The following is a 21757-nucleotide window of genomic DNA, read 5'->3' as shown; positions in this document are numbered from 1 at the left end:
ACCCGTGCGCGACTCGCGCGCATGGCGCCGAGCTTCTGGCTGGCGAACGGGGCAACGATTGATCGCTTGATGTGCGGCGTCGTTCGGGCGGGCGAAGTGCTGTGTTCGGGAGGAGGCGGATCATGCGAGCAATGCGAGCAGGTGTGGCCGGTCGGCAGCGCAGACTGTCCCGGCAAAAGGGCGTGACGGCGCTGGAGTACGGGATTCTGGCGGCCATCGTTGCCGTCGTGATCGGCGCAACGGTTTTCACCAACCTGACCGGCGTGCTCACGAGTGCCTTCAGCACGGTGACGTCGGCAGTCACGTCGGCCGCGACGCACTGACGCGAGGCGCATCGTGCTCACGCTGCTGTGGCTGCTGTGCGTGCCGATCGTGATCACCGACCTGATCGCTCGCCGCATTCCGAATGCCTGGCTGCTGTGTATCGGGGCGCTGGCCTCGGTGTGGATCGTGTGGCGGGCGTGGTATGGCGAGCCGCAGGTGTTGTGGGTTCACGGACTCGGCGCGCTGATCGGATTGATCGTATTGCTGCCTTTCTGGTGGCGAGGCGTGATGGGCGCTGGCGACGTCAAGCTCTTTGCGCTGATTGGATGGGTGGCGGGTTATCCGGCGCTGCTGCCGGTCTGGTGTCTGGCCAGTGTGGCGGCAGGCGTGCATGCGCTGGTGTTGTTGAGCGGGCGGTTGAAGTGGCTGGCGCGGTGGCGTGAACGTCTGACGACGTCGGCCGTCTGGCAAAGAATTTTGCAGTGGCGCGCAGGCCGCGCGGGATTGCCCTACGGGGCTTATCTGGCGGTTGCGGCGCTCGTGGTGCGGTAAGGACAGTCAGTGCAGTGGGAACGGCAGCGGCACGTCGAGGGGGGCACCCACGACGGGCGCGATGTCAAGCGGTGACGAGTGCTGCCACAGGCAGTGCCGAGATAACGGGGGGCGCGGGCGATGCCGCGCAAATGGGTAGGGCCAATGCGTCGCCAAACACGGCCACAGAGTGCCGTGCGCGACGGGGAGCATCGTCATGAAGCGGTCTGGGGCACAGGCAGGATCAGGGTTGCGATGCGCGCGCTCACGCGGCGTCGCCGCTCTGGAATTCATGCTCATCCTGATGATCCTGTTGCCGGCGTTTTATGTCGCCGTCGCCTTCTCCATCACCATTCTTGCCCGTCAGATGCTCACGCAGGCCGCTTCCGAAGCCGGCCGTGCGATGCTGCGCGCCGGCACCATGTCGCAGCGCCAGGGCTACGCCACGCAGGCGATCGACACCACGTTGACCTGGCCGTCGGCATCGGCCGTGAGCACCAGCTTCACGCCCGATGCGACGTATCCGTGCCCGGCGTCGGGTGTGGGCGCCAGTTCGCAATGCATCGTTCATGTCACGCTCACCCTCACTCAGCCGATGACCGTCAATTGGCCGGGCCTTGGCGCGCTCGTGCCGCAGAACGTTGTCGGTACCGCCGCGATCACGCTGGACACGTCGACGCTCGGCGGCAGTTAGGCGAGCGCCGCGCCAGTGGGGAAAGTCGTTGTATCGGACGCGAAAAGGGATGTGATGTTTACCCAGTTGTCATGCCGCCGGCTCGCCGGCGTCCCGCAAGTTGTGACTGAGCGGCCGACAGGCCCCAAGCCATGAACAAAGCCACCAAGATTCTCGCTGCTGTGTTGGTTGTCGCCGGTGTGCTGCTGGCACTCTTCGCGTTGCGTCTCGGGACATCCAACGTGCCGGCACCGGCCGCTACGCCTTCTCCGGTGACACAGACGCTCACGCAGCGCTATCCGGCCGTGGTGGCGGCCAAGGCGCTCGCGCCGGGACAGCCCATCGGGGCAGACGGCGTGAAGCTCGTGCAGTTCGATAGCCAGACGGCAGGCGGCTTCGTCAACCCGGCCGATGTCGTGGGGCGCGTGCCGCTCGTTGCCGTCGCGGCCGGTGTGCCTATCACGCAAAACACGCTCGCGCGCGGCCTTGCGTTGCAGCTCGCGCCGGGCGAGCGGGCCGTCGCGATTCCTGTCACCGAAACCGTTGGCGTGAGCAACCGCATCCGCCCGGGCGATTACGTGGATGTTTTCTTCACGATGAAGACCAATCAGCCGGCCGGGCCGGCCGTGGGCCTGGTCGACGACACGCAGGCGCGTTTGCTCGCGTCGCGGGTGCGCGTGTTGAGCTACGGCAATGCGTCGCTCGACGATGTGACGCCGCCACCGACCGCGCCGGGGGTGGCATCCACCGTTCAGGCAGCCACCACGTCAGCCCCGCCACCGCCGCAGCCTGCCGTCAATACGCAGGCGCCCATGCCGGCGACCGCCGCCGTGGTTGCCGTGCCGGTGGCCGACGTCAACCGTGTGGTGTTGGGCACGCAGCAGGGCAAGATCACGCTGGCGCTGCGCAACCCGGCGGACGACGCCACACCCGATACGTCGCTGTTCCCGTCGCCGCCGCCGGTGCTCGTGGGCAAGGCCGGGCTCAAGGGCGAGGACAAGGCGGCGCTCGATACGCCCGAGAACCAGGCCTACGCCGGGATCGCCACGACGGGGCTTGCGGGTGCGCCGCCGCGCCGTCCGGCGATGCCCGGTCGTGCGCCGGGCGCAAGGACTGGCGGCGGTGGCACGATCGAGGTCGTGCGTGGCGCACAACAGACCACCGCCGCTTACTGACGCTCGCGACCGACGCCATGGACGTCCGACCGAATACGCTACGCCACTCAACCGACACCGTGACCGATACAGCCACACCATGATCAGAAGCCAGCTTCGCACTGCCAGACGAGAGACCAGACGCGTAACGGGAACGCTGTTGTGCTTCGCCGCGCTGCTCGCGTGCGGGGCCACGGTGCCGATGCGTCTGGCCGACGCCGCCGGCACCGCCTCGCGCGCCGGATCGCGATCGCTGACGCTGGGCGTTCACGATCAGTTCGAGTTGCACGTGCCGGGCGCGCTCGAGCGCGTTGCCGTGGCCGATCCGGCCGTGGCAGACGTGGTCGTGCTCAAAGGCTCCGGCGGTCGGCCCGGCTCGGTGCTGGTCGTCGGCAAGAAGGCGGGGACTACGCAGATCGCTGCATGGCCGCGTGGTGGCGAGCCGGTGCGTTGGGAAGTGCACGTGACGGGCGATTTGCAAGGCGCCCTGGGCGACACCGGCACGGCGAGTGTCGACGCGCGGGGCAACGCGGCGCTCATCAAGGGACATGCGAATAGCGTCATCGAACACAGCGGGCTGCAATCGGCGGCCGTCGATGCGGCGGGCAAGGGCGGTGTCGTTGTCGATCGCTCGACGGTCGGGGAGACCGGCGTGGTGCAGGTCGACGTCAAGATCGTGGAAATCAACCGCAACATTCTCAATCAGTTGGGAGCGAGCTTCGGCGCGTCGAAGAAGAGCGGCTCGGGCGGCTTTGGCGTGAGCTCGGCGCTCAACTCCGCGTTCGGCGGCACGAGCGGTGTGCCGAACTTCGGCTCGTTCTTCGGCTCGATCACCCGAGGCGCGTTCAGCCTGTCGGCGGAGATCGACCTGCTGCAATCGAACGGTCTTGGCCGTGTGCTCGCCGCACCGACGCTGGTTGCGCTCTCGGGCCAGAGCGCGAGCTTTCTCGCGGGCGGTGAGATTCCGGTGCCGCAGTCGGGCGGCCTCGGCACGACCACGATCGTCTACAAGCCGTTCGGTGTGGGGCTGACGGTCACGCCGACGATTCTGTCGCCGAACCGGATTGCGTTGAAGGTGGCGCCTGAGGCGTCGGACATCGACTATACGAATGCCATCGTGACCGATTCGACCCAGATTCCTGCGATCACGACGCGCCGTGCGGACACGACGGTCGAATTGGGCGACGGCGAGAGCTTCGTCATCGGCGGCCTGATTTCGCGCACGACGACCGCTGCCGTCGACAAGGTGCCGTTGCTCGGCGATCTGCCGTTCATCGGCGCATTTTTCCGCAATCTGAAGTACAACAGCGCCGAGAAGGAGCTGGTGATCGTTGTCACACCGCATTTGGTCAAGCCGGTTGCCAAGGGGGTCGCGATGCCGTTGCCGGGCGATACGCGTGAGCGTCGTCCGGGGCCGGTGTGGGGCGCCTACCTGATGGGCGGGGCGAGCGACAGCGAATTGCCGGGATTCTCGAAATAACGCCGATACGGGCGCGAAGGCGGTATCGAGCGGCGCAAGGGCGAGAGCCAGGACAGGGCAGTAAGGAGTGCACACATGAACGCACCGACGCGAATACTGGACACCATGACAGAGTTGCATCGCTTCCTCTTCTGCAGTGCGCACGCCGGCCACGGTCAGTGGCTTTCGGCGGCATTGCGCGAGGAGGGCGTGGTGTTGCAGGAGGCCGGCCGTCCGGCGCAACTGCAGCAACGCATCGGCGATCTCGATCCGCAGGTCGTGCTGCTCGATTTCTCCGGTGAACCGACCGGCCAGGCCGACGAAGCCCCCGATGGCGGCATCGCCGGCGCGGTCGAACTCGCGCACATGCTCAAGCGTGTGGCGCCCAAACTGCCTCTGGTGGCGGTGGGCTCGATGGCGCGGGCCGACGGGATGAAGGCGGCGATCCGTGCCGGCGTCCACGATTTCATCGATATGCAATCGCCGCACGACGAAGCGCTCGACGTCATTCGCCGGGTGATCGATCAAACGCCGAAGGCGGGTATCGCCGCGCCGCAACGCCACGGCCGCTTCGTGGTGCTGCTCGGCGCGCGTATCGGTGTCGGCTGCAGCACGCTCGCCGCCCATTTGGCGCAGCTCGGACAGGAAATGTTCGTGGGCGCCCACCCCGACAAGGCGGCCAGGACCCCGAAGCCGGCGAACAAGGACGACAAGTTCGACGCCTCGCTGCTCGGTCATGTGGCGCTGCTCGATCTGGGGCTGCCCTCGGGGGACGGCCTGCTTTATCTCAATACGCAGAGCCAGTTCAGTTTTGCCGAGGCAGTGCAGAACCTGCGGCGTTTCGACGAGACGCTCGTGCACACGGCCGTCTCGCATACGCCCAGCGGTCTGGCGGTCCTGCCGCTGCCGCTCGACCTGGGCGACATGCGCAGCGTGGCTGCGGGCGACGCGCTGGCGCTCACCGACCGGTTGCGTGCGTTCTTCGATTTGATCGTGGCCGATCTGGGCGGCTTTTCGAATCCGGCGTTCGTCGCGAGCCTCGTGCGCGCGGCCGACGAGGTCTGGCTGGTGGTCGATCAAAGCGTGGGGGCCATCGTCTCGCTCGCCTCGATGCTGCGTGATCTGGAAGAAAAGAGTGTCGAGCGTACGCATCTGCATCTCGTACTCAACCGCTACGACCCGCGCTATGGCATGGCGGCCGACCAGATCGCCAAGCGATTCGACGTTCCGTTGCTCGCCACGCTGCCCGACCGACCGCTCGCCATGCTCTCGTCGACCAACCAGGGCAAGCTGATTCTCGATACCGCGCGCAGCGACCCGTACGTGCGCGCGTTGCAACCGCTGGTCGAACGATTGCTCAGCGCGCAACAGGCGCGAGCCGCAGCACATCGTCAGTCCTCGGGCTGGCTGGGCCGATTCATGGGAAAGCACTGATATGACCGACTCCATCGAATTTGCCGACGACAAGCGCGCGTTTGCCAATTCACAGCAGTTTCAGGACATCAAGACCGCAGCGCATGAACATCTGCTCGCGCGGATCGAGGAACTCGGCGCCGAGTTCGGACGTTGGAGCCGCAGCGCGATTCAGCAGTTCGTCGATCTGGAAATGGACGGCTTCGTGCGTTTGCGCCGTATTCCGATCAACGAATCGGAGCTGCGCCAGATCTCCGATGCGCTCACGAAAGAGCTGGCCGGATTCGGCCCCATCGAGGATCTGCTCGCAGACCCAGCGGTGGAAGATATCTTGATCAACGGTTACAACGACGTGTACGTCTCGCGTCAGGGCGTGCTGGCCCGCGAGGCGTTACGCTTCTCCGACAATCAGCATCTGCTGCGCATTGTGCGACGCATTCTTGCGCCGATCGGCCGCCGGCTCGACGAGTCGAATCCGATGGTCGATGCGCGCCTGCCCGACGGCGGGCGTCTGAACGTGGTGATCGAGCCGCTGGCGGTGGACGGCCCAGTGGTCTCGATTCGCAAGTTTCGCAAGGACCCGCTCAAGCCGTCCGACCTGCTCGCACTTGGCAGCTTCAACGAAGAGATTTACGGTCTGCTCGAAGCGGCGGTGCGCTCGCGTTGCAACATTCTTGTCTCCGGCGGCACCAGCTCGGGCAAGACGTCGCTGCTCAATGCGCTCGCGAGCTTCATTCCGGCGACCGAGCGCGTGGTGACGGTCGAGGACACCGCCGAACTCTCGCTCAACCATCCGCACGTGGTACGGCTCGAATCGCGTCAGGGCGGCTTCGACGGATCGGGCGAGGTGAGCATTCGCGATCTGATTCGCAACAGTTTGCGCATGCGTCCCGACCGGATCATCGTGGGCGAAGTGCGCGGCTCCGAAGTGCTGGAAATGATGCAGGCCATGAATACCGGCCACGAAGGCTCGATGGCGACGATTCACGCCAACTCGCCGCGCGAATGTCTCTACCGTCTTGAGATGCTCGCGGGCTTTGCCGGTTTTCAAGGCAGCGAGAGTAGTCTGCGCCGGCAGATCACGAGTGCGCTCGATTTCATCGTGCAGATCGGCCGGCTCTCCAGCGGACGCCGGCGCATTCTGTCCATTACCGAGGTCACGGGGGTCTCGGATACGGTGATCTCGACGCAGGAGCTCTTCCGTCACGAATCGGTCGTGGGTCCCGACGGCGAAGAGAAGGATCGCTGGGTCTCGCTCGGCCTTCAGCCGCATTCGCCGAAGTTGCAGCGCTATCGCGAGCAGACGCGCAACGCCGCTGCGGCCGCGGCCGCACAGGCGCAGGCCAACACGCCGCCGGATTCGGGCGGCGGTGGTGGCTTCTTCGGGCGCCGGCGATGAATGCCGTCGTGCGGTGGGTCATATGCATTGCGCTGCTGCTCATCGCGGCAGGGCTGGAGCTATGGCGCCGCACGCACCAGCGCGTACGCGCGCAGGCGACGAGTGCGTTTCTCGATCGACAACTCGCCCAGAACGCGCCGCGGTTTGCGGCAGGCGAGGGGTCCATCGAGCGCACGCCGCGCCGCAAGTCATTGCCGTGGGAGTTCTTCTTCGAGCGCGCGGGCGTGCAACCCAACCCGATGTTCTACGCAACGCTGGTCGCGCCGGGGCTGCTGCTGGTGCTGGTGTTCTGGGCTTGGCATGGGCCGCTCTCGGCCATCGTCATTCTGCTGATGTACGCCGTCGGTACGGTGATGCGCTACTGGTTCAAGGCGGCGCGCCGGCATCGCAACATCGTGCGTCAGTTGCCGATTTTTCTCGACGGCATGGTGCGCATGTTGACGGTCGGCAATAGTTTGCCGGCCGCGTTCCAGACGGCGGCCGGCAACGCCGACATGCCACTGCGCGAGTTGCTGGACCGGGCGGTGCGGCAGGTTCAGGCGGGTGTCGATCTGGACGTTGCGCTCAAGCAAATCGCGCGCGTGTACCACGTCGAGGAGATTTATCTGTTCGCATCGGTGGTCGATCTCTCCACCCGCTTCGGTGGACGCGCCGACCAGATTCTGTCGCGCATGGCCGGCTTTATGCGCGATCGCGAGCAGGCGCAATCGGAACTGTATGCGTTGTCGTCCGAGACACGGATGTCGGCGTGGGTGCTGGCGGCGCTGCCGATCGTTGTCAGTGCCGTGCTGATGTTGCTGAATCCGAAGTTCTTCGAGCCGATGTTCCAGGAGGGGTCAGGTCAGAAGCTGCTGGCGATCGGCTTGGGGCTGGAAGTGTTCGGCGGCTTCTTGCTGTACCGGCTGGCCAAGTCGCTGTGAGCGGGAGGAAAGACACTGTCATGACGCTTTCGTCGCTGTCGGGCAACTCGCACCTGTGGATGATGCTGGGCCTGTTGATGGTTGCGGCCGGGCTGCTGCTGGCGGCGTCGGCCCTCGTGTTGCGCGCGGTGCGTCAGGGGCGCAGTGAACGCATGATCGATCAGGTGCTGGCCAGCCGGCAGCAACAGGCGCTGGCGGCGCTTCGTGCGGCGAGTGCAACGGGCGGGCTGCGTGCCCAGGGCGATGACGACGGGCTGACGAGCGGCGAGGGGGGGCGGCGCGGTTGGCGCGCCTTGTTCGATCGCGCGGCGGCGCTTGGCAAACAGTGGTCGGAAACACGTCTCGGGCAGTATTTGATCGCGGCCGAAGATCGTTTGCTGCTCGCACAGTGCGGCTATGACAGCGTGCGCGCCAAATCGCTGTTCCTGTTTTCGCGGGTGGCGCTGGCGGTGGTGCTGCCGCTGCTTGTCTGGTGGTGGTTCCCGGGCAATGGCGGGCTCGGCACGATGCTGCGCCTGATTGGCGCGGCGGGGGCTGGACTGCTGGTGCCGAAGTTCTATGTGCAGCGCAAGGCGACCCAGCGCCGTCGCGATCTGGTCGACGAACTGCCCTTGCTCATCGATCTGTTGCGTCTGCTGCAAGGGGTGGGCCTGTCGATGGATCAGAGTCTGTACGTGATGGTTACCGATTTTCGCGAAGTCTTGCCGATCTTGTCCAAAGAGTTCGAGAGCGCCAATCGCCAGCATGCTTCCGGACGTGGGCGCGAGGCGTCGATGGCCCGGCTGCGCGAGGTGTACGACAACGACGATCTGCGTGCGCTGGTGCGGCTCATCGTGCAGGTGGAGCAGCACGGCGGTGCGGTACAGGAGCCGCTGCAGCAGTTCAGCGACCGCTTGCGCGAGCAACGTCGCCAGACCATGAAGGAGCGCATCGGCAAGCTCACGGTAAAGATGACACTGGCGATGATGCTGACCCTGCTGCCCGCGCTGATGCTGGTGGTCGCGGGGCCGGCCATCCTGTCGCTGACCAAATCGATGGAGGCCATGCAGTGATCCTACGAAGCGAGATATCCCGCCTCACGCGGGCCGCTGCGGCACCCCGCGTGCACGGCGAAGGCAGGGCCGGCCGCGCGACGGCGAGCGGACTGATTGTCGTGCTCTGTGCGGCGACGCTTGCCGGATGTGGCGGGCCACGCATCGGCGGTTACGGTGCGCCGACGGCTGCCGCGTTCATGCAGGCCCAGCAGAACGACGAGGAAATGGCCAAGGCCGCCAAACCCGATACGCGCGAACTGTACCTGTCGATGATTCGGCAGATGCAGGAGCAGGGCGCGTACTTCGCGTCGCTGGCGCACATCGATCAGTTCCGCATTCAGTACGGTGCTGCGCCGGATATCGACGTTCTGCGCGCCGACGCCTTGCGCGAGACGGGGCAACCCGACGCGGCCGAGCAGGCGTATCGGACATTGCTGAGCGGCAGCGAAGCGGCGGCGGCATGGCATGGCCTGGGGTTGATCGCGGCGCAACACAAGGATTACGCGAGCGCGGTGCAGGCACTGCGCGAAGCAGTGACGCGCGCGCCGACGCAGGCGTTCTATCTGAGCGATCTCGGCTTCGCGCTGTTGAACAATGGCGATACGGTCGCCGCGCGAGTGCCCCTCGCTCAGGCGGCCGAGCTGCGGCCCGAGAGTCGCAAGGTATTGAGCAATCTCGCCGTGTATCTCGTGGTGGCGGGCGAGCGCTCGCGTGCCGACGAGATGATGACGCGCGCAAAGATGCCGCAGACCACGCGCGATGCCATCGACAGACTTGCCGCCGAGATCGGTGCGCAGGTGAAGGCGCGCCGGGCGGCGGCGCAGGCTGCGGCAGCACGTGCTGCCGTGCAGGCGGCCGCATCGATCGCGCCGACCGCACAGAAAGCCGCGCCGATGGTGACGGCAGCGCGCGGCGCGGCGGGAAGTGAAGCAAGTGCGGCGGGCGTTGCGGGCGCGGATGCGCCGGTGGTCGTCCGTCTGACGCCGGGTGGGTCGCCCGACACGGGGCCAGGCAAGACGCCGGGCGACGCGGCCTCGGTTCCGGCGGCGATGGCGCATGCCACGCTGGCGCGGGCCACAGAGGCCACCCGCAGCGACATGCCGACGTCGATGCTCGAGCGTTTCAGCCATTCGGAGTAACGCGATGGCTTACTTATTGACGCGTGGCGCAGCGCCCAGGATGCGCGCCACGCAATATCACGGAGACGCCATGATGGCAGTCGAGAAACCACAGGCGACATCGGGCTTGCGACCGCGAGCGGTGGCGCGGTTCGCGGTGGCCGCGCTCGCGCTTTGGGCCGGCGCGGCCGCCGCGCAAAGCAATGCACCGATCACGGGATCGATGGGCGGCGTCGACGCGCGCGCCGTCGCCGCACCGACACCGGGGGCGCGGGTTGTGCCGTCTGCACCGTCTGCGCCGGCCGTGGCCGACGCCGGGTACACGCAAGGGGTTCAAGGGGCTAAAGGGGCGCGCACGGCGGAGGTGCCTGCGGCGCAACCGGCACGCGTGCCACGCGACGTGGTTCGGCGCGACACGCCGTTACGCGTGGGCGAGCACGCCCCTGACGGCATGTTGGGCGACGAGACCGAAGCGCTGCTCACGCTGCAAGCGAACAATCTGGCCGCGGGGCCGGGGCTACCGATGCTTGGTTCGACGGCTTCGCGCGCCTACAAGCGCTATCTGGACAGCTTTACGTACGCGATTCCTCAGTTCTATCCGACGATCGTCCAGAGCGACAGCGGGACGGGCAACAGCGGTGGCGGCGGTGCGGCGGCCGCGCCGGCAGCAACGGGGGCTGGCGCAAGCCAGTGACGCGTCATGATTGCGCGTGAGCGTGTGCGCCAAATGGGTCGTGCGGCCTTCGCCCGGGGGCGGCAACGCGGATCGGTGCCGATTCTGGCGTTCTCGTTCGTGATCGTGGTGCTGATTCTCGCGTTCGCCATCGATGCGGGCTACGCGTTCATGAAGCGGCGCGACCTGCAACGCGCGGCCGACATGGGAGCGCTCGCCGGTGCGCAGACGTTGCCGGGCTGTGCCAATGCGACGTCGTTTGCCACGGTCGTGCAGGCGAACGTGACGTCGAACATGGGCAGCAACGTCTCTGGCTTGCAGGTGACGTCGTCGTGCGGCATCTGGACTTCGTCTGCGGCATCGGCCACCGTACCTGGAACGTTTGTCGCGGCTAACTCGGGCAATGCCGCGAGCGGCAATGCGGTGTCGGTGACGCTGTCGCTGGCCGTGCCGTCGTTCTTCCAACTCACGGGCACGCGCACCATCACCGCCACGGCCATCGCCCGTAAGGCGCCCGCAGTCGTGACGTTTACGGTCGATTCGGGATTGCTGAAGCTTGATACGAACAAGTCGCTGCTTGCACCGTTGCTTCAGGCAGTCGGCATTTCACCAACGCTCTATGTCGCCGCGGCGCAGCAACTCGTTGGCGTCAACGTTACGCCGCAGGGATTGTTGCAGGCGCTTGGGGTCCCGGTCACGGGGGATGTCAGCGTTGCGTCGCTTTCGGGGGTGGCGGCGGTGAAGAATCTCACCGTCGGGCAATTGCTGAGTGCGACGAATACGGCATTGATCACGCAGAACGGCGCGCTCTCGGTGTCGGTCGCGGCGATGAACAATCTCATCAATGTGTTCGCCGGCAGCCCGGTGCTGAACCTGCCCATCAACTTGCTGGGTACGGCGACGACGCCCGGCATCATCGCAAACATCGACGCAGCGGGAGTGAGCGCTGCCAATGCACTCAGCGCCAATATCGGCGTGGCCGATCTGATATCCGCTGCCGTTGTTGGCGCGAACGGCAGCAACGCCGTGGCGATCCCGTCGCTCTCGATTCTTGGCGGAACGGTGTCGGTCGTGGCCCGCGTGATCTCGCCGCCTCAGGTCGGCGTAGGCGGCGTCGGAGCGACGGCGACCACGGCACAGGTGCGCCTGTTCCTGACGGTCAACTCGTCGGTCGGTACGCTGGGCGGGGTGCTCAGCGGTCTGGGCACGCAGTTGAATCTACCGCTCGTAATTGAGGCGGCGCAGTCGACCGCCACGGTGACGGCGCTGCAATGCGGCGCGACACCTTCCGCGACCATGCAAGTCAATTCCGGGTTGGTGAATGTCTGTGTGGGCGGCACCGCGAGCGGTGTGAATGTCGCAAGCAACCCTGCAAGCTGCACCACGCTCATGACGCAGCGTACGAACATCGCGACCTTGTTGGGTTTGGTGAACGTGGGCGGAAACGTCAACCTTTCGCTGGTGACCAATTCGCCTACGCCATACACCTTTACCGGACCGTTCCCGCAGGTCCACGACTTCGCGTCAAACCTGGATCTCTCTCAGATTATTGCGAAGATTGTCCCTGCGTTGCTCACGAGCTTGTCGCTCGACGTAAGTAAGTCTGGGACGTCGTCGTCAAACACGATCAGCACAGGTCTGGTCGGCAACGTGCCGACGGCGGCCTTCACCATCTCGACGGTCAACTCGTTTCTCAGTTCGGCGGCGGCTGGACTCCAGACGACGGCGAATGCCCTCGGCAGTACGCTGGGCGGTGTGGTAACGCTCAATTTTCCGCAAATCTTAGGGGGCTTGGGCGGACTCGTCTCGGGACTGGTCAATACGCTCGACGGAATCGTGAATGGGCTGTTTGGCGGGGTATCGGATCTAGTGTGCAATCTGTCGGGCAGCGCGGCGAATCAATGTCGCATCAATGCCGTGTCGGCATCGATCGGCACCGCCGACATCTCGCCCGTGCTCGGCAGCATTCTTTACACATTGCTCAACCCGTTGCTCAACCCGCTCAGCACGGTGCTTAACACGCTTCTCACGTCGTTGGGCGTCTCGCTTGGCACGACCACCGTCACCGTGGACAGCATCAACTGCCAGAACGGACTCGTACAACTGGTGTATTAGCGGCGCCGGACAGGCGCCAGGCAGCCAAGCGGCCAACACGGCCAGGCCCGACGGCCCGGCCGGACCGAAGCACCGAAACACCTCATGACGGACACCTCCGGGGTGTCCGGCAACCAGCGGACAAGCATGAAAAGCAAGCCAGTACGTGAAGACCTCGACGTGTACGTGTGGGAAGGCAAGTCGGACATTGCCGACCGCGTTGCGCATTGCCTCGCGAGCTTCGACATGGAAGTCATTCGCGCCGACGGCATCGATCTGTCGCGCGAGCGCACCAAGGCGCGCCCGTCCATCGCGGTGGTGAGCGTATCGGTGATCGAAGGCGCATCGACCAACGCGCAAGAGTGGCAGTTGGGCCACGGCATGCCCGTCATCTGGGTGGCGACCACGCCGCGCGAAAACGATCCCCGCGTCTACCCGCCCGAGTACAGCAACATCCTCACGCTCGACTTCTCCGGCGCGGAACTGCGCACGCTCATCTTCAAACTCTGCGGCGCCATTGCAGAAGCCGACCGCACCCCGGCGCCCGCCGACCCGCTCGTCGCCCAGTCGAGCGCCATGCTCGACCTGCTCGCCGAGGTCGACGCCTTCGCCGATTGCGATTCGAACGTCCTCATTCATGGCGAGACCGGCGTGGGCAAGGAGCGGATTGCGCGTCTGCTCCACGACAAGCAGACCCATTACGGGCAAGGGCCGTTCGTTGCCGTGAACTGCGGCGCGATTCCCGACGGCCTGTTCGAGTCGCACTTCTTCGGGCACGCCAAAGGCGCGTTCACCGGCGCCCTCTATTCGCACAAGGGCTATTTCGAGCAGGCTAACGACGGCACGCTCTTCCTCGACGAAATCGGCGATCTGCCGCTCTATCAGCAAGTCAAGCTGCTGCGGGTGCTGGAAGACAGTGCCGTCACGCGCCTCGGTTCGGCGCAGCCGGTGAAGCTCGACTTCCGGCTCGTGGCCGCCACCAACAAGAACCTCAAGACGATGGTGCGCGACGAATTGTTTCGTGCCGACCTGTTCTACCGACTCGCCGTGATCGAGCTGCATATCCCCAGCCTCGAAGAGCGCGGGCCCGTCGACAAGCTCGCCGTCTTCGCGGCCTATCTCGGCAAGGTCGTCGGCGACAGCGAGATCGGGGCGCAAGTGCCGCCGTGGCTGCGCGAACGGGTCGAGTGCGGGGTGTTTCCCGGCAACGTGCGCGAGATGCGCAACATTGCGGAGCGCGTTGGCATCATCTATCGGCAACTCGGCGGCTGGGACGAACGGCGCATCCGCCCGATCTTCGATGCGCTCGCCATCGGCGCGCCCGCCCGCGCCGACGACGCACTGCGCAGTGGGGCGCTGGCCGAGCGAGGCCGCTGGGACGCGACCGAGCGGGCGCGCATCGTCGCCGCGCTCGACGCCAACGGCTGGCGCCGTCAGGACACCGCCAACGCCCTGGGCATCAGCCGCAAGGTGCTTTGGGAAAAAATGCGCAAATATCAGATTCTCGGCAACGATTCGGAACTGGCCAGCGAGGAAGAGGGCGGTGCCGGCGGCGCACCCTAGCGATGGCGCCGAAGCGCCGCGCACCCGGCCCGCAATGTTGGCAAACCGAAGGAAACGGCTGAAAAGCGCACTTCCTGACGATAGCCGGACGTTACCCCCCGCCAAAACGATCCGTGCCTGCTTGTCACGTCTCTTGCGTGGGCAATGCCTCAATTTCCACTTGGATGACGGGATTTGTCTGACATGTAGGTTCCCTTCGGCGGAACTCGCGTGGACCCCGGAGTTGCGCGGTATCAACAGATGAAATCGGGCGGGCGCAATAACGCATTCCCCGCTTGGAAGAGCGCGCCTCAATGGATAGAATTGTTGGCTATTGCGGGCATGCGGTTATCATTCCACAAATTCGCAGGTGTCAGATCCTCGGGACGGCGTCCGGGGGGTGAGTGAAAGCGGCGAACAAGGATCGTGAAACGATCCGGTCGATAACAGGAAAACAGATCAGATGAAAATCAGTGATTGCCGGGGGCGGTTTTGGTTGGGCGTGGGGGTGGCATGCCTGGCGGCCTGGGGGATGTCAGCGCGGGCTGCAGACGCGGTCAAGGACGTGACGGGCGCAACATCCGCACAGCTCGCGGCGCCGGCAGCGCCTGCGCAATCGGCCACGGCTCCGGCAGCCGCTTCGGGGGCGATCCAGGAACTGCGAGATCGCATTCAGAACAAGGAAGTCTCCGAACTTCGCACTACCTACAACGGCCGCTATGGTGCGAGCCTGTTGTTCTATCCGCAGACGATTGGGTACTACGTCGCGCTGTTCCACGAGGGCCAGTTCTGGCGCGTGGTCAAACTCAGCAACGAGAAGAAGGCCGAAGCGCTGTATGCCGACTTCGTGCGTCAGACGCAGGTGCTCGCCGATGTCGAAATTCGCCGCATCAAGCTCGAAGCCCAGAAAGCACTGATGGAGCGCCAACTGGCCGCGAGCGAAGCGCGTCTGAATGCGGTGCAGAACGATCTGACGATTCAGCGTCAGCAGGAGCAGGCGCTGGCCCAGAACCAGCAGGCTGTGCGTGAGCAAGCCTCTGCGCTGGAAACGGAACGTACCGCTGCCCGTCTGCGCCTGAACGACCTGCAAGGCCAGATCCGCTCGCTGGAAGCCGAGCAGAACAGCGCCGACTCCGATCTCGTGCGCTCGGTCAAGAGCACAGTCAACCGCAAGCCGCCGCATCGTCGTTGAGTCGATGGCCCATCGGCCATTGTTCGGCCGACGCCTGTCGATGTGGAAAAAACCGCCTTCGGGCGGTTTTTTTATGGTGCGCGACACGCTGACCGTGACGCGAAATGTCGGGCGCGCACGGGGCGCGAGGTGTCGTGCACGCTGGCGCTACACGCATTTGACGAGGCTGTCGACTCGTGAATCGCGCATGCTGGCCATATGTCTCGCATTTGCAACTCGAAACGCGCCGTCGCACGCACAACCCTTTGGTGGCTTGGGGCGGCAAAACCCTTGTCGCGCCACACTGGTCACGGCGCGCGGCTCGAATTATCCTAGCTAAGCCTGTCACGTACGACGTTCGGCACTCAGCACCTGTCCGGACTGGCGAGGGAGCCGGCGCCCAGTTAGAATAGCGCCCACTTTGTGCAGCGCAATAAAGCGATTACCCAAACCTTATGACGCAAAACATACGACACGGGCAGCGCCCTCAGGCTTTGCCCGCGCTCATCGTGGCGGCCATCGGCGTGGTCTTCGGCGATATCGGCACCAGCCCGCTCTATGCGCTCAAGGAGTGTTTCGATCCGCAGCACGGCATTCCGTTCAACCAGCAAGCCGTGTTCGGCATCATCTCGCTGCTGTTCTGGGCGCTGGTGATCGTCGTCTCCCTCAAATACGTGCTGTTCGTGATGCGCGCGGACAACCGCGGTGAAGGGGGCGTACTTGCGCTCATGGCGCTCAGCCTGCGCAGCGTGCGTGCCGGCAGCAAATGGGCGTCGGTGCTGATGATGCTGGGCATGTTCGGCGCCTGCATGTTTTACGGCGACGCCGTCATCACCCCCGCCATCTCCGTGATGTCGGCGGTCGAGGGGCTGGAAATCGCCGCCCCTTCGCTCTCGCGCTTCGTGCTGCCGATCACCATCGCCATCCTGATCATCCTGTTCTCGATGCAGAAATCGGGCACGGCCAAGGTCGGGCGTCTGTTCGGCCCGGTGATGGTGACGTGGTTCCTGCTTCTCGGCGTGCTCGGCGTCAGCAACATCGTCGCCGCGCCTGAGATCATCAAGGCGATCAACCCGTACTACGGCATCCACTTCATCCACACGCACGCCCTGCAAGCCTATATCGTGCTCGGTTCCGTGTTCCTGGTGCTGACCGGTGCAGAGGCGCTGTATGCCGACATGGGGCACTTCGGCATTCGTCCGATCCGGTATGGATGGTCGTTCCTCGTGTTCCCGTCGCTGGTGCTGAATTACTTCGGTCAGGGCGCGTTGCTGCTCACGAATCCGAAGGCCATCGCGAACCCGTTCTTCCTGCTCGCCCCCGACTGGGCGCTGATACCGCTGGTGATCGTCGCCACTGCGGCTACCGTGATTGCATCGCAGGCCGTGATTTCCGGGGCGTTCTCGCTGACGAGTCAGGCCATTCAGCTCGGTTATGTGCCGCGCATGAAGATTCTGCATACGTCGGATCGCGAAATCGGCCAGATCTACATGCCGGTGATCAACTGGGCGCTGCTGGTGGTCATCATCTGGATCGTGCTGGCGTTCAAGTCGTCGAGCAATCTCGCGGCGGCGTATGGCATTGCGGTGACGACAACGATGGTCATCACGACGATTCTCGCTTGCGTGGTCATGGTCAAGGTCTGGAACTGGAACAAGTTCCTCGTAGCGCTGATCATCACCGGTTTCCTCGTGGTCGACTTCGCGTTCTTCGGTGCGAACCTGATCAAAGTCGAAGAGGGCGGCTGGCTCCCGCTGGCGCTGGGCGCGTTCCTGTTCTTCATGCTGATGACCTGGCACAAGGGCCGTCAATTGCTGCGCGAGCGCACGGCCGCCGACGGTATACCGCTCGCCCCGTTCCTGCAGGGCCTGCTCGCGCATCCGCCGCATCGCGTGGCGGGCACCGCGATTTACCTGACCGGCGGCAATTCGCTGGTGCCGGTGAGCCTGCTGCACAACCTCAAGCACAACCGCATCCTGCACGAACGTACGATCTTCCTGACGTTCCGAACCGTCGATGTGCCTTACGTCGAGGACGCCAACCGCCTCGAGGTCAAAGACCACTCCGGCGGGTTGCACAGCGTCGTGGCAACGTTCGGTTTCAACGAGACGCCCGACGTGAAGGAAGTGCTGAATTGGCTCGAGCAGAAGACGGACATGCACTTTGAGTTGATGGACACGTCGTTCTTCCTCGCGCGTGAGACGGTGGTGCCGACCAAGCTGCCGGGGATGTCGATCTGGCGCGAACGCCTGTTCGCATGGATGCATCAGAACGCGGCCAAGCCGACCGACTTCTTCAGCATTCCCGCGAACCGCGTGGTTGAACTCGGAACCAAGATCGAGATTTGAGGCGCGGCCAGTGCCCCGTTGGCCGGGGCCGGGCGCGAAGTTCGACATTAGCCGGTGGAGCCGTCTCTCTGAGCTGCACCGGCTTTTTTGCATCTGTTGGATAAACAAAAGGCCCGCGATCCGGAGATGGCGGGCCCGTCGCGCATCGCGATTCGCGATTCGCGATGCGCGGCTCAGGCGGCCGCGCGTCGGTCTTCTTGCCTGGTTCAGCGCTTGAGTTTGGCGAAGGCGGCCGCCATGGCGTTGACCGTCTCCGGCTCGCGTTGACGTTGCGCGCCACCGCCGCGCTGGCCACCGCCGGCACCGCCGCGTCCGCTCCCACTTCCACCGCCGCTGCCTGGGCGATCGCTCGCCCCCGCCACCGGCAGATCGTCGTTCAACCGCATGGTGAGCGAGATGCGCTGACGGCGCGGATCGACTTCGAGCACCTTCACCTTCACGATGTCGCCAGCTTTCACGACCTCGTGCGGATCCTTGATGAACTTCGTCGACATGGCGGAAACGTGCACCAGGCCGTCCTGATGGACCCCGATGTCGATGAACGCGCCGAACGCGGCCACATTCGTCACCACGCCTTCGAGCTGCATGCCCGGCTTGAGGTCGGTCAGCTTCTCGACACCTTCCTGGAACGTCGCCGTCTTGAACTCCGGTCGCGGATCGCGGCCCGGCTTCTCGAGTTCGGTGAGGATGTCCTTGACGGTCGGCAGGCCGAAACGCTCGTCGACGAATTCAGTCGCCGAGACGCTGCGCACGACCGAGCCATTGCCCATGACGTCGCCAATGGTCTTCTTGATCTTCGCCAGAATGCGCTCGACAACCGGATACGCTTCCGGGTGCACCGACGAGCGATCGAGCGGATTGTCGCCGCCGTTCACGCGCAGGAAGCCTGCGGCCTGCTCGAAGGTCTTGTCGCCCAGACGCGGCACCTTCTTGAGGGCTTCGCGATTCGCAAACGGGCCATTGCTGTCGCGGAAGTCCACGATGTTCTTCGCGAGCGTGCTGTTCAAACCTGACACGCGCGCGAGCAAGGGTGCCGAAGCGGTGTTGACGTCCACGCCCACGGCGTTCACGCAGTCCTCGACCACGGCATCGAGCATGCGCGCCAGCTCGCGCTGGTTCACGTCGTGCTGATACTGGCCTACGCCGATGGCCTTCGGCTCGATCTTGACGAGTTCGGCCAGCGGATCCTGCAGGCGGCGGGCGATCGACACTGCGCCGCGAAGCGAGACGTCGAGTTCGGGAAATTCCTTCGCCGCGAATTCAGATGCCGAGTACACCGAAGCGCCCGCTTCCGAGACCACGATTTTCTGAAGCCTGAGTTCCGGATGGCGCTTGATCAGCTCGAGTGCGAGCTTGTCGGTTTCGCGCGAGGCCGTGCCGTTGCCAATGCTCACGAGTTCCGCGCCGGTCGCGGCGGCGATCTTCGAGAGTCGCGAGAGCGAGCCGTCCCAATCGCGGCGCGGCTCGTGCGGGTAGATGGTGTCGGTGCCCAGCAGCTTGCCCGTGGGGTCGACCACCGCCACCTTCACGCCGGTGCGCAGACCCGGGTCGAGGCCGATCACGCTCTTCGGGCCGGCCGGCGCGGCCAGCAACAACGCCTTGAGGTTGCGAGCGAACACGCGAATGGCCTCGCTCTCGGCGCTTTCGCGAATTTGCGTGAGCAGTTCCGATTCGAGGTGCGGCTGCACCTTGACGCGCCAGCACCAGCGGCACACATCGCCGAGCCACTTGTCGGCGGCGCGGTTCTGCTGGCGAATGCCGAAGTGGCCCGCGATCACGCCTTCGCACGGATGCGGGATCTGGGCGTCGAGTTCCTCGCCCAGGCCGAGCTTGACCATCAGAATGCCGAGGTTACGACCGCGGAAGAGGGCGAGCGCGCGATGCGACGGCACGGCGGCGATCGGTTCGGCGTAGTCGTAATAGTCGCGGAATTTCTCGCCTTCCTCGTTTTCCTTGCCTTCGATGACCTTCGACGAAACGACCCCCTGATGCCATAGGTAATCGCGCAGTTTGCCGAGCAACTCGGCCGTCTCGCCGAATTGTTCCGACAGGATGTCGCGCGCGCCATCGAGCGCGGCCTTGACGTCGGCCACGCCCTTTTCGGCGTCGACGAACTTGGCGGCTTCGATTTGCGGGTCGAGCGTCGGATCGGCGAGCAATGCCTGCGCGAGCGGTTCGAGACCGGCTTCGCGGGCGATTTGCGCGCGGGTGCGGCGCTTCGGCTTGTAGGGCAGATAAAGGTCTTCGAGCGTCTGCTTCGTGTCGGCAGCCTCGATAGCGGTGCGCAACTCGTCGGTCAGCTTGCCCTGCTCGTCAATGCTCGCGAGGATCGACGCGCGGCGTTCCTCAAGCTCGCGAAGATAAAGCAGGCGCTCTTCGAGCGTACGCAACTGCGTGTCATCGAGGTTTTCGGTCACTTCCTTGCGGTAGCGAGCGATGAAGGGCACGGTGGCGCCTTCGTCCAGCAGTTTCACAGCCGCCGCGACCTGACGCGGCTGCACGCTGAGTTCGTCGGCGATACGTTGAACGATCTGAAGGGCTACGTTTTGCGTCATGAGTGTTGCGAGTTACCCAAGTGCCAGGAGCGGGGCATTTTGCCATAAACCGCGGGCGCGTCCGGGCAGGCAATGTTAAAATTTGGCATTACTCTGCTCAACCTCATGATTTCCTTCGCAAAATTGTTTTCGCGCCTGTATTCGTGCCGTCCTGCCGCAGTGGGCGCGTTCGGCATCGTGACGGCGATGGCCGTCGTGCCGGGCGCGTCGTTCGCGCAGGGACTCTCGGCAGTCGAGGCCGCCGGGCGCACGACCGAACAGCTCCGCGTGCCGCATGTGCCTTTCGACGCCACGGCCGATCGTACGCCGTCGCCGGCCAGCCAGGCCGACGCCGCAGCCCTCGCCGAGGACGACAAGCCCGTCGCGTACGACGCCCCACTCGATCTGCACCCGGCTGACGACGATTTCGCGGGCCGGCGTGCCGTGCTCGATCGTCAGCGTGCCTGGATCGACTATCGTTTCGAAGAGGCGAAGTACGAATGCGCGTCGAAGTTCTTCGTGAATTACTGTATCGACAGCGCGCGTGACAAGCAGCGCACGGCGCTCAAGGCGGTTCGCAGCCAGCGGCTGGTCCTCGAAGATCAGGAGCGCAAGGCGCGCGCGCAGGAACGTGATGAGCGTCTCGCCGAGAAGCGCGCTCAAACCGCAGCGGAAGCCCCGCAGCGGGCCGCAGAACGCGCGCAGAACGTCACAAGCTATGAAGCCAAGCAGGCCGAGTATCAGCAGCGTGTGACCGAGCGCACCGGGCAGGCACCGCAGCGCGCTGCCAACACTGACCAGTACAATGCCAAGCAGGCCGAGCAGCAGCGCAAGCTCGACGACGCGAAGGCGACGGCGGCGCAGAAGGCGGCCCAGCGCGAAGAAAACGTACGCAAGTACGACCAGAAGCAGAAGGACGCCATCGAGCGTCAGAAGAAGTCGGATGCGCGTCGCAACGAGTCCCAGTCGGGCAGTTCACCGGCACAGAAGGCGATGCCGGGACAGTAGGCGATGTCCCGGGCGACGCCGCCATTTGCGTTGGGCGTTGGGTGTTGGGCATTGGCCGCCGGCCTGCCCGCGAGCGTCATTGTTTGACACGGCTTTGGGTGACGACGGTTGTCGCCGGAGCCGGAATCTTTTGAGATTCGCAGGAGAGTGGCCACGATGCAGCACGATCTTCACTCCGTTGGGCGTCGCATCATCGAGTTGCAGATCGAACACCGCGATCTCGACTTCCTGATCGACAAATTGCTGACGGCGCCGACGTACGACGAACTCCAGGTCACGCGGCTCAAGAAGCGCCGTCTGAAAATCAAGGACACGATCACCCTGCTGCAAGTGCAGCAAATGCCGGATCAACCCGCCTGAGCGGGTGCTTCGCGCGACGTTGGCGAGTTTGGCCTGAACGACCGCGCGATTTTTTTCCATTG

18 protein-coding genes are annotated in these 21757 nt (G+C 64.9%); 17 read left to right on the top strand and 1 reads right to left on the bottom strand.

Annotated features, from left to right (window positions below; translation table 11 throughout):
- The first annotated feature begins 122 nt into the window (after positions 1-122).
- From ACE3UG_RS08320 to ACE3UG_RS08250, 15 genes are all read left to right on the top strand, one after another.
- On the top strand, positions 123-323 hold the full coding sequence (locus tag ACE3UG_RS08320) for a Flp family type IVb pilin (RefSeq protein ID WP_374622189.1): 201 nt from the start codon (positions 123-125) through the stop codon (positions 321-323).
- 13 nt (positions 324-336) lie between these two features.
- Entirely contained in the window at positions 337-816 is a 480-nt protein-coding gene (locus ACE3UG_RS08315) for a prepilin peptidase (protein WP_374622186.1), read from the top strand.
- A gap of 196 nt (positions 817-1012) precedes the next feature.
- Positions 1013-1489 carry a TadE/TadG family type IV pilus assembly protein gene (locus tag ACE3UG_RS08310; RefSeq protein WP_374622183.1) on the top strand — a complete coding sequence of 159 codons (477 nt, stop codon included), beginning with the start codon at positions 1013-1015 and terminating at the stop codon, positions 1487-1489.
- A gap of 131 nt (positions 1490-1620) precedes the next feature.
- Positions 1621-2643 carry a Flp pilus assembly protein CpaB gene (cpaB, locus tag ACE3UG_RS08305; RefSeq protein WP_374622181.1) on the top strand — a complete coding sequence of 341 codons (1023 nt, stop codon included), beginning with the start codon at positions 1621-1623 and terminating at the stop codon, positions 2641-2643.
- 181 nt (positions 2644-2824) lie between these two features.
- Positions 2825-4102, top strand: a complete 1278-nt coding sequence (locus ACE3UG_RS08300; protein ID WP_374622503.1) for a type II and III secretion system protein family protein — start codon at positions 2825-2827, stop codon at positions 4100-4102.
- Between the two features lie 75 nt (positions 4103-4177).
- Complete coding sequence (locus ACE3UG_RS08295) at positions 4178-5515, top strand: hypothetical protein (RefSeq protein WP_374622178.1); 1338 nt, start codon at positions 4178-4180, stop codon at positions 5513-5515.
- Between the two features lies 1 nt (position 5516).
- On the top strand, positions 5517-6893 hold the full coding sequence (locus tag ACE3UG_RS08290; RefSeq protein WP_374622175.1) for a CpaF family protein: 1377 nt from the start codon (positions 5517-5519) through the stop codon (positions 6891-6893).
- 8 nt (positions 6894-6901) lie between these two features.
- Positions 6902-7813 carry a type II secretion system F family protein gene (locus ACE3UG_RS08285; RefSeq protein WP_374622173.1) on the top strand — a complete coding sequence of 304 codons (912 nt, stop codon included), beginning with the start codon at positions 6902-6904 and terminating at the stop codon, positions 7811-7813.
- 20 nt (positions 7814-7833) lie between these two features.
- On the top strand, positions 7834-8865 hold the full coding sequence (locus ACE3UG_RS08280) for a type II secretion system F family protein (RefSeq protein ID WP_374622171.1): 1032 nt from the start codon (positions 7834-7836) through the stop codon (positions 8863-8865).
- Complete coding sequence (locus ACE3UG_RS08275) at positions 8862-9986, top strand: tetratricopeptide repeat protein (protein WP_374622169.1); 1125 nt, start codon at positions 8862-8864, stop codon at positions 9984-9986. Before ACE3UG_RS08280 ends, ACE3UG_RS08275 begins: the two co-directional genes overlap by 4 nt.
- A 70-nt stretch (positions 9987-10056) precedes the next feature.
- Positions 10057-10659 carry a DUF3613 domain-containing protein gene (locus ACE3UG_RS08270; RefSeq protein WP_374622167.1) on the top strand — a complete coding sequence of 201 codons (603 nt, stop codon included), beginning with the start codon at positions 10057-10059 and terminating at the stop codon, positions 10657-10659.
- 6 nt (positions 10660-10665) lie between these two features.
- On the top strand, positions 10666-12753 hold the full coding sequence (locus ACE3UG_RS08265; RefSeq protein WP_374622165.1) for a pilus assembly protein TadG-related protein: 2088 nt from the start codon (positions 10666-10668) through the stop codon (positions 12751-12753).
- Positions 12754-12879: 126 nt separating this feature from the next.
- Positions 12880-14295 (top strand): sigma 54-interacting transcriptional regulator, encoded by a 1416-nt coding sequence (locus ACE3UG_RS08260; protein ID WP_374622501.1) that lies wholly within the window; start codon positions 12880-12882, stop codon positions 14293-14295.
- Between the two features lie 442 nt (positions 14296-14737).
- Entirely contained in the window at positions 14738-15466 is a 729-nt protein-coding gene (locus ACE3UG_RS08255) for a DUF2968 domain-containing protein (protein ID WP_374622163.1), read from the top strand.
- 434 nt (positions 15467-15900) lie between these two features.
- Positions 15901-17793, top strand: a complete 1893-nt coding sequence (locus ACE3UG_RS08250) for a potassium transporter Kup (RefSeq protein WP_374622161.1) — start codon at positions 15901-15903, stop codon at positions 17791-17793.
- A 206-nt stretch (positions 17794-17999) separates the two neighbouring features.
- Here ACE3UG_RS08250 and ACE3UG_RS08245 read toward each other — a convergent pair whose 3' ends face one another.
- On the bottom strand, positions 18000-20348 hold the full coding sequence (locus ACE3UG_RS08245) for a Tex family protein (RefSeq protein WP_374622158.1): 2349 nt from the start codon (positions 20346-20348) through the stop codon (positions 18000-18002).
- A 105-nt stretch (positions 20349-20453) separates the two neighbouring features.
- Between ACE3UG_RS08245 and ACE3UG_RS08240 the strand changes: the two genes are divergently transcribed.
- Both ACE3UG_RS08240 and ACE3UG_RS08235 read left to right on the top strand, forming a co-directional pair.
- Positions 20454-21335: a hypothetical protein gene (locus ACE3UG_RS08240; protein ID WP_374622156.1), complete on the top strand. Its 882-nt coding sequence runs from the start codon at positions 20454-20456 to the stop codon at positions 21333-21335.
- 156 nt (positions 21336-21491) lie between these two features.
- The gene (locus ACE3UG_RS08235) at positions 21492-21695 is read left to right on the top strand and encodes a YdcH family protein (RefSeq protein ID WP_374622154.1); all 204 of its coding nucleotides are present in this window, start codon (positions 21492-21494) and stop codon (positions 21693-21695) included.
- The last annotated feature ends 62 nt before the right edge of the window (positions 21696-21757 follow it).

It is taken from the genome of Pandoraea sp., assembly GCF_041919235.1.
Classification (GTDB): domain Bacteria; phylum Pseudomonadota; class Gammaproteobacteria; order Burkholderiales; family Burkholderiaceae; genus Pandoraea.
Note: the sequence above shows the minus strand (reverse complement) of the source record. Positions and strands in the feature narration are given on the sequence as shown.